This window comes from Embleya sp. NPDC056575 (assembly GCF_042793325.1).
Lineage (GTDB): Bacteria > Actinomycetota > Actinomycetes > Streptomycetales > Streptomycetaceae > Embleya.
In genome coordinates, this window is record NZ_JBHTVA010000008.1 from 22,547 (window position 1) to 35,679 (window position 13,133).

At 71.4% G+C, this 13,133-nt stretch carries 11 protein-coding genes; 3 read left to right on the top strand and 8 right to left on the bottom strand.

The window, feature by feature from the left end; translation table 11 throughout:
• Nucleotides 1-27: 27 nt before the first annotated feature.
• Together ACFRCG_RS08030 and ACFRCG_RS08035 are read right to left on the bottom strand one after the other, a co-directional pair.
• Nucleotides 28-741, bottom strand: a complete 714-nt coding sequence (locus tag ACFRCG_RS08030) for an HdeD family acid-resistance protein (RefSeq protein WP_380029942.1) — start codon at nt 739-741, stop codon at nt 28-30.
• A 139-nt stretch (nt 742-880) separates the two neighbouring features.
• Entirely contained in the window at nt 881-2,722 is a 1,842-nt protein-coding gene (locus tag ACFRCG_RS08035) for a class I adenylate-forming enzyme family protein (protein ID WP_380029943.1), read from the bottom strand.
• A gap of 365 nt (nt 2,723-3,087) precedes the next feature.
• Between ACFRCG_RS08035 and ACFRCG_RS08040 the strand changes: the two genes are divergently transcribed.
• Together ACFRCG_RS08040 and ACFRCG_RS08045 are read left to right on the top strand one after the other, a co-directional pair.
• Complete coding sequence (locus ACFRCG_RS08040) at nt 3,088-4,260, top strand: acyl-CoA dehydrogenase family protein (protein ID WP_380030093.1); 1,173 nt, start codon at nt 3,088-3,090, stop codon at nt 4,258-4,260.
• The gene (locus tag ACFRCG_RS08045; RefSeq protein ID WP_380029944.1) at nt 4,257-5,402 is read left to right on the top strand and encodes an acyl-CoA dehydrogenase family protein; all 1,146 of its coding nucleotides are present in this window, start codon (nt 4,257-4,259) and stop codon (nt 5,400-5,402) included. Before ACFRCG_RS08040 ends, ACFRCG_RS08045 begins: the two co-directional genes overlap by 4 nt.
• Before the next feature lie 75 nt (nt 5,403-5,477).
• On the opposite strand, the gene ACFRCG_RS08050 is transcribed toward ACFRCG_RS08045, so the two are convergent.
• The 6 genes from ACFRCG_RS08050 to ACFRCG_RS08075 form a co-directional block, all read right to left on the bottom strand.
• Entirely contained in the window at nt 5,478-5,624 is a 147-nt protein-coding gene (locus tag ACFRCG_RS08050; RefSeq protein WP_380029946.1) for a hypothetical protein, read from the bottom strand.
• A gap of 107 nt (nt 5,625-5,731) precedes the next feature.
• A complete protein-coding gene (locus ACFRCG_RS08055; RefSeq protein WP_380029947.1) occupies nt 5,732-6,256 on the bottom strand; it encodes a hypothetical protein in 525 nt (174 codons plus the stop codon).
• 59 nt (nt 6,257-6,315) lie between these two features.
• Complete coding sequence (locus ACFRCG_RS08060) at nt 6,316-7,059, bottom strand: ABC transporter ATP-binding protein (RefSeq protein WP_380029948.1); 744 nt, start codon at nt 7,057-7,059, stop codon at nt 6,316-6,318.
• Nucleotides 7,056-7,817 (bottom strand): ABC transporter ATP-binding protein, encoded by a 762-nt coding sequence (locus ACFRCG_RS08065; protein WP_379996856.1) that lies wholly within the window; start codon nt 7,815-7,817, stop codon nt 7,056-7,058. Before ACFRCG_RS08065 ends, ACFRCG_RS08060 begins: the two co-directional genes overlap by 4 nt.
• A complete protein-coding gene (locus ACFRCG_RS08070) occupies nt 7,807-10,035 on the bottom strand; it encodes an ABC transporter permease (protein WP_380029949.1) in 2,229 nt (742 codons plus the stop codon). Before ACFRCG_RS08070 ends, ACFRCG_RS08065 begins: the two co-directional genes overlap by 11 nt.
• Before the next feature lie 265 nt (nt 10,036-10,300).
• Entirely contained in the window at nt 10,301-11,875 is a 1,575-nt protein-coding gene (locus ACFRCG_RS08075) for an ABC transporter substrate-binding protein (protein WP_380029950.1), read from the bottom strand.
• 470 nt (nt 11,876-12,345) lie between these two features.
• Between ACFRCG_RS08075 and ACFRCG_RS08080 the strand changes: the two genes are divergently transcribed.
• The gene (locus ACFRCG_RS08080; protein ID WP_380029951.1) at nt 12,346-13,026 is read left to right on the top strand and encodes a spermidine synthase; all 681 of its coding nucleotides are present in this window, start codon (nt 12,346-12,348) and stop codon (nt 13,024-13,026) included.
• Nucleotides 13,027-13,133: the final 107 nt, after the last annotated feature.

The following is a 13,133-nucleotide window of genomic DNA, read 5'->3' on the forward strand; positions in this document are numbered from 1 at the left end:
CGTCCGGCGTTTGGTGCGTCCTGCCTGTCATCGGTCTTCGGTCGGCTTCTTCGTCATGGTGTCCGGACCCTTGTATGTGCCCTCCCTCGTGGGGGGCTTCTCGGCTGTCCATTCGGTCGGTCGGGTGGGCTCGGGGACTTCCGCGTCTCGGACCATGCCCACGATGCGGCGGCCGGTGAGGCCCAGGCTGACCAGGCTCAGGCCGTCGAAGAGCAGCGCCAGCGAGATGAACGTGCCGATCACGTAGCGGCTGCTGCTGGGCCATTCGGCCAGCACCAGCAGGCCCAGGACCAGGTCGACCACGCCGACGGCGATGGTCCAGATCATCTTGGCCGACATGCTCGCCACGCCGCCGACGATGCGGAACATACCCGCGCCCAGCAGCAGCAGGGCCACGAACAGGGTGAGCGCCTGCGCCCCCACGTCGGGTCGGCGCAGCAGCACCACGCCCGCCGCGATGTTCAGCGCCGAGACCGCGACCACGAGCCAGAACGCGTTCTCCTTGCGCGCCTGGATGGCCTGGACGAAGCCGACCACGCCACCGATCAGCAGCAGCCAGCCGAACAGCACCATCGTGGTGAGCGTGGCCACGCCCACGTAGATCAGGCCGACGACCCCGCCGAGCATCAGGACCACGCCGAGCACCACGAGCAGACCGAACCCGAATCCCTTGCCGCTGCGTCGATGCCGCCCCACGCCGGATTCGGCGGAGGGACCACTGACGCCCTTCGTGCTCTCCATGGGTGCCGCTCCTCGGATCCGTCCCGCGCCCGCGAAACCGCGTGCGTGCTACGCCTTCCCACTGGAAAGCGACATATCCGCACGATCGACTGTTCGCATGATCGTTACGGACCGGGGCGGGCCCCGCGCGGCGCGCCGCTCAGCGACCCGTGCCCGGGGGCAACGACGGCGGCAGCGCGGAGCGCACCGGGGACAGCGCCGGGGCGAGCGCCGGTCGGGCCGAGGGCATCGGCGTGGCCGTCGCCGTGGTCACCGTGACCCCGCGCACCGCCGGGCCCGGCCGATCCGTCAGGCCCAGGAAGTGCCGGCGCAGCCGATACTTCTCCACCCGCCCGTTCGGCGTCCGCGGCATCCGGGCCACGATCCGCACGTACGCCGGCCGCATGTACGCGGGCAGCGACTGGACGCACCACGCGCGTAGCTCGTCGGGATCCAGCGGCCGGCCCGGCTCCGGCTCGGCGTACAGCACCACCTCGTCCTCGTCGTCCCGGTCGGCGGGCACCCCGAAGACCGCGCCGACGGCGATGTCGGGATGCTGGTTGACCAGGTCTTCGATGTGGTACGCCGACACGTTCTCGCCGCGGATCCGGATCCGGTCCACGACCCGGTCGACGAAGTGCAGCAGCCCGTCCTCCTCGTCGAACACCGCCGCGTCGCCGGTGTGGAACCACAGGTTGCGGGTGGCCTCGGCGATGCTCAGCGGGTCGCCCACGTACTCCTGGACCAGCAGCCCCGGCAGATGCGGACGCACCGCCAGGTGGCCCACCACCCCGCGCGGCACCGGCCGGTCGTGCTCGTCCAGGATCGCCACCCGGGTGAACGGCAGCGGCGCGCCCAGACAGCCCCGGCGCACGATCCGCGACGCGGGCAACACCGGTACGCCCAGGCGATCGCACACCCGCTTGACCTCCTTCGCCCCCAGCCCGCGCCGCAGCGCCTCCGGCGTGCCCTCGCCCGGCTCGGCGCCGATCAGCACGGCGGCGATCGGCAGTCCGGTCTCGACCTGCCCGTAGCCCGCCACCACGGTGTCGATGCCGTAGCGGCGCGCGAACGAGTGGTGGATCGCGGGCAGCGGCTGCATCAGCACCTTGCTCAGCGGGTTGTCCCGCTCGCCGCGCCGCTCGGGCGCACCGGAGAGCCAGCCCACCATCGTCTCGGTGAGCACCGCGCTGGTGGCCCCCGCGGCCGTCACCCGGCGCCAGAAGTCGACCGGGTGGAACCGGTCCCACAACGACACCCCCGCGCCGGTCCAGGCCGCCCGGGCCAGCCCGGCGAACGCGCCCTGGAGCGAGTGCATCGGCAGGTCCACGTGCACCACGTCGTCCGACGTGGTCAGCCGGCGCAGCAGCAGGGTGTACGCCGCCAGCCAGCGATGCGGCAGCACGGCGGCCTTGGGCCGGCCCGTCACCCCGGCGGTGTGCACGATCATCCCGACGTCGGCGGGGTCGTTCACCACACCCGGCGGCTCGGCGCGGGCCAGGAAGTTGGCGTAGGCGATCTCGGGATAGCCGTGCGGCGGACGCGGCCCGACCGCGTCGTGCACGGTCAGCCGGGGCAGCCGGTCCAGGTGCGGGCGCACCGCCTCCAGCGCCTGCACCAGCATGCGCTCGGTGACCACGAGCAGCGGTGCGGCGGACTCCAACTGCTCGACCAGCGGGTCGCCGATCAGGTCCGGGTCGATCGGGCAGAAGACCGCGCCCGCCTTCCAGATGCCGAACATCCACAGCGCGGCCGCGTACGAGCTGCGGCAGTGCACCGCGATCCGGTCGCCGCGCCGCACGCCCGCCCGGGCCAGGTTGCCGGCGATCGTGTCGGTGGCCCGCTTGGCCTCGGCGTAGCTGAGGTCCAGGCCGTGCTCGCCGTAATGGATGAAGACCCGCGTCGGGGTGTGCGCCGACCACCGGTCCAGTGCTTCGGTGACCGACTCCCCGTCCGCGGCGAGTTCGGCGGCGAGACCCGCCTCGAGTTCTTCGGCGGTCATGGCTTGTGACAACCCCCTTGCGACACGCGAAAACCCGGAAGCCGGCGGCTGGAGACCGTGCGTGTACTCGATCACACGGGGACAAGAACATATCGCCTGCGCGTGCGGGTTGGGGGCCCGGGCACGGGCTTCCTACCGGTGAGTTCAGCACTTAGCATCCAGGTGGCCCGGTTGTCGACGGTGAGTCGTGCGACGGGAACAGGGCGTCATGGTGGCGAACGGAGGCACCTCCTGTGCGAGAGCGGGGCGGCGTGAGCGATACGGACAACCAGCCCGACAAGGGGCACGACGACGAACCCGGGGCCGCGTCGAGCACTGCTCCCGGCGGCCCACCGGCCGCGGGCGGCCCGCTCGACGCGGCGGAACTGCGGCGGCGGGTGGGCGACTTGGTCGAGGCGCACGATCCCACCACGATGTCCTCGGTGGAATTCCTCGGGCACCGCTTCGACGCGGGTCTGGCCTGGGTGCACTTCCCCGTCGGCTGCGGCGGCCTGGGCGCCTCGCGGGCGCTGCAACAGGTGGTCGAGGACGCGTTGATCGCGGCCGGCGCCAAGGTGGTCAGCGCGTACCGCAATCCGATCGGCCTCGGGATGGGCGCGCCCACGATCGTCGCGCACGGCAACGCCGAGTCGCGCACGCGGTTGTTGCGCCCGCTGTGGACCGGCGACGAGGTCTGGTGCCAGCTGTTCAGCGAGCCCGGCGCGGGATCGGACCTGGCGGGGCTGGCCACCCGGGCGGTGCGCGACGGCGACGGCGACTGGATCGTGACCGGACAGAAGGTGTGGACCTCGCTCGCGCACAAGGCGCGCTGGGCGATGTTGCTCGCCCGGACCGATCCGGACCTGCCCAAGCACCAGGGGCTGACCTACTTCTTCCTGGACATGACCTCGCCCGGGGTGGAGGTGCGCCCGCTGCGCCAGGCCACCGGACAGGCCGAGTTCAACGAGGTGTTCCTGACCGACGTACGTGTGCCCGACGCGCATCGCGCGGGTGAGGTGGGTCAGGGCTGGGCGGTGTCGAACACCACGCTGATGAACGAGCGGGTGGCCATCGGCGGCGGCGCCGCGCCCCGCGAGGCGAACGCGATCGGGGCGGTGGCGCGGATGTGGCGCGACCGGCCGGAGTTGCGCACTCCCGGCCTGCACGACCGGCTGCTTCGGGCCTGGGTGGAGTGCGAGGTGGCCCGGCTCGGCAACGAGCGCATCCGCCAGCAACTCGCGGTCGGGGCGCCCGGGCCGGAGGGGTCGGCGGCCAAGATCGCCTACGCGCGGCTGAACCAGGACGTGACCCGGTTGTGGCTGGAGCTGACCGGCGAGGAGGGCCTGGGCTACGACGAGTGGACCATGCGGCGCAGCGACATGGGCCAGGCCACGCTCGGCGCGCGCGCTCCGGGCTACTACTACCTGCGGGCCAAGGGCAATTCGATCGAGGGCGGCACTTCGGAGGTGTTGCGCAACGTGATCGCGGACCGGGTGCTGGATCTGCCGCGCGAGCCGCGCACCGATACGAAGGTGGCGTGGAAGGAGATGCCTCGGTGAGCGAACCCACGATTCCCTCGCTGCTGTACGGCGAGATCGAGGAGGAGTTGCGCGCGACGCTGCGCGAGCTGCTGCGGGACCGGTGCGGGTGGCACGACGTGCTGGCCCGAATCGACACCGACGAGGCGTACGACGAGGGCCTGTGGAAGGCGGTGGCGGCCGAGTTGGGACTGGCCGGGCTGCTGATCCCGGAGGAGTTCGGCGGGGCCGGCGCGGGGCCGCGGGAGGTCGCGGTGGCGCTGGAGGAGCTGGGCCGCGCGGTGGCGCCGGTGCCGTTTTTGGCCAGCGCGGTGCTGGCCACCTCGGCGCTGCTCGCCTGCCCGGCCGGTACGGGGCGCGATGCCGCGCTGCGCGCGCTGGCGGAGGGGACCCGTACCGCCACCCTCGCGGTGACCGCGACCACGTGGCCGGAGGCGGGCTTCCCGCTGTCGGTGACGGGGGCGTGGGACGACGGGGAGTTGTCCCTGACCGGCGCGGTGACCGGGGTGTTGGCGGTGGATCGGGCCGAGCTGCTGGTGTTGCCGGTGATCGTGTCCGGCGAGCCGCATCTGGCGCTGGTGGCGGGTGACGCGGCGAACCTGTCGCGCGGCGCGGTGACCTCGTTGGACGCGACGCGTCCGGTGGGCCAGGTGACGCTGGATCAGGTCCGCGGCGAGGTGGTGGCCGGTCCCGAGGACGCCGAGCGGGCGCTGCGGCTGGCGGTGTGCCACGGCGCGGCGCTGCTCGCGTCCGAGCAACTGGGCGTGGCGGAGCAGGCGTTGGCCGAGGCGGTCGGTTATCTGAAGGTGCGTCACCAGTTCGGCCGGCCGATCGGCTCGTTCCAGGCGCTGCGCCATCGTGCGGCCGACCTGTGGTCGGACCTGGCGTCGGCCCGGGCCGCGGCCCGCTACGCGGCGGCGTGCCTGGCGGAGGACTCCCCCGACGCGGCGGTGGCCACCGCGCTGGCCCAGGCGTACTGCTCCGAGGTGGCGGTGCGCACGGCGGAGGAGTGTGTGCAGATGCACGGCGGGATCGGCTTCACCTGGGAGCACCCGGCGCACCTGTACCTGAAGCGGGCGATGTCCTCGGCGCTGCTCCTGGGCACCGCGGACCGACACCGGGCCACGCTCGGCGCGCTGGTGGACCTGCCCCCGGCGATCTGAGCACCCCGCGCATGCGGATGGCCGGCCCCGAACGGGGCCGGCCATCCGCACGTGCGTGCGTTGCCGCAAACGGCTCTAGCTGCGCAACATCAGGACGATCATCACGATCGCGAGCACCATCAGCACCGCCCACACCGTCGTGACCAGGCGCAGGCGGCGGCCGTCGCGCGGTGGCCTCGTGTCGGGCGGGGCGGCATCTCCCGGCGGTGGGTTCTCGCTCATGTCCTCGCTGCCCTCCACGGGTGCTGCGCGCGGCGTCCGTCCCGTTCAGGATGACACCGCGCGCGGCCCGTTGAGGAGCCCCCGAAGCGGTCGAGGGCCGCGATCGCTCAGTGCTTCCCCGGTGTGGTCGGCAATAGCGCCGTGGTGTCCGTGCCCGCGTCCGCCGGCCCCTGCTGCGGGCTCTGCTGGGCGGCGATCAGCCGGGCCAGCCAGAACCGCATGAAGGTGGACAGCGAGAAGCGCAGGAACAGGGCGAACCCGAGGAGCGAGACCGGGATCGCCGAAATGCCCAGGGTGATGGCGTCGTTCTGGGTCAGGATCAGCGTCGTGCCGTGGGACATGAAGTAGGCGCCGAAGCCCATCCCGATCCCGAGCACCATCAGCCCCACGCCCAGCCACATCAGCTGGGTGTCGAGCATGGTCTTGGGCGCGCGCAGCTTGAGGGCCCCGACGTCGGCGGTGAACTGCCGGGTCCGGTCCTGGGTGGCCGCCGGGACGGCCGCGTGGCGCGGTGGTGCGTACGCCGGTTGCCCGGCGGTCGGCACGCCCTGCGGAACCGTCGGCGGCACGCCGGGGGGCGGACCCGCGGGTGCGGGTGGCTGCCCGTCGGCGTTCACGCTGTTCATACTCATATAAGTGCTCACCTCGTGGGTCGCCGTGAGGTTGATGCGTACCCGACGGCCATGTGCGATCAGCCGCCCAGGTACGCGCTGTGCAGGTCGCCGGCGATCTCGCCCGGGGTGCCGACCTGAAGGATCCGGCCACCGCTCATGACCGCGGCGAGGTCGGCGACGGCCAGGGCCGTGCGCGCGAACTGCTCGACCAAGAGCACGGTGACACCGGTCTCGGCGATCTTGCCGACCACGTCGTACAGCTGGTCGACGACGAGGGGCGCGAGGCCCATCGACAACTCGTCGAGCAGGATGATGGCCGGGTTGGTGGCGATCGCCCGGGCGACGGCCAGCATCTGCTGCTCGCCGCCCGACATCGTGCCCGCGGCCTGGTTCCGGCGCTGTTCGAGGCGGGGGAAGATCGGGAAGACCTTCTCCTCGATCTCCTTGCGGGAGACTCCTCGATAGGTCGCCATCCACAGGTTCTCGGACACGGTGAGATTGGGGAAGACGCCGCGGCCTTCCGGGATGCTGCACAGGCCGATCCGGGCCAGGTCCACGGGCGCCGCCCCGGTGACGCACCGGCCCGCGAGGTGGATGTCGCCGGCGGTGGGCTGGTGCAGCCCGGTGATCACCTTGAGCATCGTGGTCTTGCCGGCGCCGTTGGGGCCGAGCACCGCCATCACCTTGCCGGTGGGGACCGCGAGGTCCACCTTGTGCAGCACCTCGACCTGCTCGTACGCGGCGCTGATCCCGCGCAGTTCGAGCAGCGGCGGGGCGCTCGGCGCGCCGGCCGGCTGCGCGTCGGCCACATTCAGGGTCATACCGTCTCCTGAAGGACTTCGTCGGCCTCCGCCGCGTCCGCGGTACCGAGGTAGGCCGCCTGGACGGCGGCGTTGTTGCGGATCTCGTCGCACGTACCGTTGGCGATTTTTTTGCCGAAGTCAAGTACGTGCAGTTCGTCGCAGGTGTTCATCACCAGGTCCATGTCGTGCTCGACCAGCAGTACCGCGACGCCGTCGGCGGCGATCTCGCGCAGCAGTTGGCCGAAGCCGCGCGTCTCCTCGTCGTCCTGGCCCGAGGCGGGCTCGTCCAGGAGCAGGATCTTGGGCCGGCAGGCCAGCGAGCGGGCCAACTCGACCACGCGGCCCTGCCCGGTGGGCAGTTGGTCGGCGCGCACGTGCGCGATCGCGGTCAGGTCGAGGCGGTGCAGCAGGCGCGCCGCGGTGTCCTGCGGCGTCTCCCTGGTGCCCCGGTGCAGCCGGCGGTACTGCGCGGCGGCGACCTGGATGTTCTCCCGGACCGACAACGAGCCGAACAGTTCGAGGCGTTGGAAGGTGCGGGCCATGCCGAGCCGGGCCCGGCGGTACGGCGCCAGTTTGCTGACGTCGCGCCCGTCCATCCGCACCTGCCCCGAGGAGGGCGGTTGCAGGCCGGTGATCACGTTGAAGATGGTGGTCTTGCCCGCGCCGTTGGGCCCGATCAGGCCGGTGACCTTGCCCTCGTGGGCCCAGATGTCGACGTTGTTCAGGGCCGTGTGGCCGCCGAAGCGGACCGTGACGCCCTCGACCTCAAGCCCCATGACGTGCTCCCGGCAGGATGGGTGACGGTGCCGCGCCCGTCGCCGCCGCGGGCAGCGAGGGCAGCGCGATGAGTTTGTCCAGCGCCTCGATGTCGGCGGCCTTGAACCGGTTTCCGTTCAGGCCCAGGCCCTCGGGTTGCCCGGACAGGCCCTCGGGCACCTCCGGTTCGGTCCGCGGCGCCTTGACCATCACCTCGATCTTGAGCGCGGCCGGGATGCCGATCACCGCGAGCAGGATGCCGATCACGAACGGCCAGTTGCCGATCACGTCGGTGAACCGCAGCACGATCAGCGCCAGTTGGGCGGCGGCGCTGCCGGCGAGGACGACCGGGCGGCGCAGCGCGGGCTCCCACTCGGGGCGGATCTTGGCGGCGATGAAGCCGTTCGGGTTCTTGCCGAGCGCGATGCCGTTGAGGCCGATCAGGATGGTGGTGAGCTGGGCGTAGTCGGGGAAGAGGTTGGTCATCAGCGGGGTGCCCAGGAAGATGCCCGCGAACAGCGCGGCGCCCGGGGAGGTGAGCCCGGCGATCACCATCAGCATCAGCACCGAGAGCCCGGCGGTGAAGTCGAAGTTGACCGGGGACAGGGTGCCGGCCGCGCCGCCCAGGATGCCGCCGCCGACGCCGGCCATCGCGGCGGAGAGCCCGAAGACGGTGAGCGTGGTCAGCTTGTGGTTCATCCCGATCGTCGCGCAGGCCGCGGGGCTGTCCTTCATGGCCAGCAGCCTGCGGCCGAACTCGCCGCGCCGGATCCACACCACGACCAGCGAGGACAGCGCGAAGAAGACCGCGCCGAAGATGAAGTAGGCCCGGTCGGAGGAGATGTCGATGCCGGGCCAGTCGAAGCGCTCGAAGTTGAGCGTGCCGCTGTTGAACAGGTCGATCTTCGTGTCGCCCCAGGTGAAGGCGGGCAGGCCGAAGATCCACCGGTCCAGCATCACCGCGAACGCGGCGGTGGCCAGGGCCAGATAGATCCCGGACAGGCGCAGCGCGGGCAGCGCGACGAGCACGCCGATGCCGGCGCAGATCAGCGCGGCCCACAACAACCCCAGCGGGTTGCCGCCCGAGCCCAGGTGCGAGACGCAGATCGCGCCGATGCCGGCGAAGCCCAGTTGGGCCAGCGACATCTTCCCGGCGTAGCCGACCAGCGGGATCACCGACAGGCCGATCAGCGCGAAGCCCCACATCCGGGTGCTGGCGAACAGGTCGGCTGCGGCGAGGGAGTTGGCGGCGACCACGGCGCCCGCGATCACGATGGCGGCGAAGACCAGCGAGCCGGTCCAGGTGGGGCGGTGCGAGATCTCCCGGGTGCGGGAGGAGGCGTGGCCGCGCAGCCGGGAGGTGGGCAGCAGCATGATCGCCACGAACAACACCAGGACGGGCATCGAGTCGCTGAGGCCGGACAGGTACGGGCCGGCGGTCGGGAAGCGGGTCTCGGTGAGGTAGCCCTTGCCGTACTCGGTGACCAGGCCGATGATCATCGCGCCGATGAACGTCCACGGCAGGCTCTTGAGCCGGCCGATCACCGCCGCGGCGTAGGCGTTGACGATCAGCAGGGTGAGCGGCAGCGCGGCGAAGGAGAGTTTCGGGGCGATCAGGATGCCTGCGACCGCGGCCAGCATGGTGCCGGTGGCCCAGGCCAGCATGCCGGGCACCTCGGGGCGCGAGCCGTTGAGCACGGCCAGGTTGCGGTCGTCGACGGTGGCGCGCATGGCCACGCCCGCGCGGGTGGAGCGCAGCAGCACCCACAGGCCGACCGCCACGATCAGCGCGACGGCCAGGGTGATCAGGTCGTGGTAGGAGACCCGGGTGCCGGCCATGTCCACGGACTCGCCGGGGAAGAAGTTGACCACGTTGCGCGGAGTCTGCGGATCCCAGATCCACATCACCGCGGCCAGCAGGCTCAGCAGCACCGCGACGGTGACCATCAGGCGCGTGGTCTCCGACGTGCCCTCGAGCCTGCGCATGATGGCGAAGTGCAGGAACACCCCGAACGCGGGGGCCAGCACACCGAGCACGACCAGCAGGGACAGCCACACCGGCCAACCCCAGTCGAAGTGCAGCTGCCAGTAGGTGAAGGCGGCGAGCGCGCCGGTGGCGCCGTGGGCGAAGTTGAAGATGCCCGTGGTGGTGTAGGTCAGGGTCAGGCCGCCGGCGGTGATGGCATAGATGCCGCCGGTGACCAGGCCGCTGATGGTGAGGATGATGAACTCGTGCACGCGCCCTCCGTTCGGGCCGGGCCGTGTCGCGGGGCGATCGGTCTCGGAGACTGGTGCGGCACGGCTCCTGACAGGTCGTCAGGGCCGCGGGGCCGCCCTCCCGCCCGGTGCGGGGCGAGAGGGCGACGGGGTGTCGGGGTGTCGCGGGTGATTCCGGTGCTGCGGGTACGTCCGGTGCTTCGGGTACTTCCGATGCTTTCGGTGACGCGTGGAGTTGGGGTGTACTCCCGGCCCGGTCGGCGCGGGAGGTCACCGTGGGCCGGGGCTAGGAGGTCGTCACTTCCTCCGGCGGCGCGGCCGGCGGCGGCTCGCCCCCGTCGCCGGGCGGCGGGTTGCCGGTGCCGGAGTCGCCGGCCGGCGGCGGAGCGGTTCCCCCGTCGGCGGGCGGGGTCGTGGCCGGGGCCGACGGCGGCGCGCTGGGCGCGCCCGCGGCGACGGCGACCACGTTGCCCGGGTCGCAGTTGAAGAACTCGGCCTTGTTCGGCTTGGTCAGCGCGGCGTCGTACTCGAAGCCCTTGGCGGTCGCCTTGACCATGGTGAAGCAGTCCGAGGCGCGTACGTCCTTGGTCTCCACGATCGGACCGGGGGCGAACAGGCCGCCCGCGTCCCAGTTCGCCCGCTTGCCCTTGGCCAGCACGCACTCGGTGGTCAGCTCGGTACCGCACTCCTTGACCGCGCTCGCCCACAGCAGCCAGGAGTTGATCCCCGACATGTGGAAGAACTCCAGGTCCTTGCTCGGCTCGGCGAGGTGCAGGATCTCCAGCGCCTTCTGCACGGCCGGGTTCTTGTCACCGAGCGACTGCGGCACGTAGGTCGGGTAGATGTAGGTGTCCGGGATCTTCGAGTTCTTGGCGGAGGCCAGGGTGTAGCGGTTGTACGCCGAGGCGTCGCTGACGATGACCTTGGGGTGCCAGTTCATCGCGTCCATCTCGCGGAACATCGACGCCGAGTCCACCGCGAGCCAGGTGGTGATCAGCATCTCGACGCCGGCCTGCTTCATCTTCTCCAGCGTCGTGCGCCCCGGGGGCGGCATGACGGGGACGTCCTCCTTGAAGACGACCGTGCCGCCCGCCGCCTCCACGCCGGCCTTGTAGCGGGCCATCGCGGGCCGCAGCGAGGCCATGTTCTGCCCGAGCAGGCCGACCTTGGCCTTGACCTCGGGACGCGCCGCGAAGACCGCCTTGTAGGCGCCCACCACGGTGGTCGTGGTCGGCAGGCCCACCGCGAGCACCTGCAGGTCGGCCTTGGCCGACTCCTCGCCCACCACATAGGCGGGGAAGGCGCCGAGCTTGCACCCGGTACGGGCCTTGACGCCGTCGTTGTCGAACGGGTTGCCGCCGCCGACGACCATGAAGTCGTTCTGGCAGGCGGCGGTCATCACGGTGCCCACGTTGCTCAGCGCGGCGTCGCGCTGGGTCAGCTTGATGGTGCGGCCGTTGATCCCGCCGAGGCCGTTGCACCACTTGGTGAAGCCGTCGGCCATCTCGAAGAACTCTTTGCCCAGGCCCGGTTGTGCGGGAGCGCCCGGGTCGCCGGTCACGCTCACCGAGATCTGCTTCTCGGTCACGCCCCGATCGGCCTTCTTGGTCAGCGGTTTGCCGTCGCCCTTGCCGCACACGTCCTTGAGCGTGCCGAAGTCGCCCGGCGCGCCGGTGCCGACGGGGGCCTTGCCGTCCTTGGTACCGGTGGCCGCGGGGCCACCCCCGCCCGATCCCGGTCCCTTGGCCACCGCGTCCTCGCCCGAGCGGCTACAGCCGACCGCCACAAGGAGCGGCACGACCAGCAAGCCGGCCGCCGCTCGTCGGCGCATCCCGCGCCGCCCGGCGGAAGTTGATGCCATCAGCCCTCCCGACACTTCGTTTCCGCGGGCCGGGCCGAGGGCCCGGTGCGCTCTCACGTACTTCTCCTGCGCTGTGCTCGCGTTGTTCACGTCTTGTGCTTCCGCCCCGTCTGCGAGGCATCCTCGCGACTGGATCTGACATGCCATCAGTTAATGGGCCATGAAGCAATGGCCGGGACCTTAACCGGGTGTCCTACAGGGTGCAAGGGTCACCGAACCGGCGAAAACCGCTGGCCGGCAGCCCTGACGACGTGGGATACGAGGTGGGGTGCACGAGTACACACGTGTCACCGATCGGACCGTACGGACGGTCGTTTCCGGGCTTCGTGATGGCACTGTTACGAGGTGCGGAGAATTGGTGCCGGGAGATACCCGAGGGGTTCGTGAGGCATTCGAAGCGATACGGCGGCATGGAAAAGGCGACACGACGACACCTGTTCTCCATATAGCGACAAGGAGTCAGTGAACCGATGCATACGTTCGAACCGACCACCGGCGCGGAAGAGATCGAACGCGTTCCGGCGGCGGACGGCGAACTCGCCCTGCGCCGCGCGGGCGAACACTACGAAATCATCAGCAACGGTTGCTTTTTGATGGACACCCGCGCGGGCGCCTCCGAGCGCCTGCTCGCGCGCACCGCGCTCGCGGCCGTGACCGCGCCGGGCGACCTGCGCGTGCTGGTCGGCGGCCTGGGCGTCGGCTTCACCCTGCGCGAGACGCTGACCGATCCGCGCGTCGCGCACGTGCGCGTGATCGAGCGCGAACCGGCCGTCGTGCGCTGGGGGCGCGGACCGCTGGCGCCGTTCTCCGGCCACGCGCTGGACGACGCGCGGGTACAGGTGGTCACCGCCGACCTGGTGGCCTGGGTGCGCTCCGCGGCCGGCGACGAGCGTTTCCACGCGCTGTGCCTGGACATCGACAACGGACCGGACTGGACGGTCACCGACGGCAACGCCTCGCTCTACGACGACGCCGGACTGGCCGCGCTGCGCGATCGATTGGCGCCGGGAGGCGTACTGACGGTGTGGAGCGCGACCGCCTCCCCCGGCTTCGCCGACCGGCTGCGGGGGCACTTCGGGCGGGTGCGGGTGGAGCGGGTGCCGGTTGTTCGGGGCGAGCCGGATGTGGTGTTCGTGGCGCAGGACGGGTGAGGCGGGCCGGGGGGGGCGGGGGTCCGGGGGGGTCGGGGCCGTCGTACCGCCGTGACGTGGTGCGATGGCGCGGGGAGTGTAACTGACGCAACGTCAGATTAACTTGC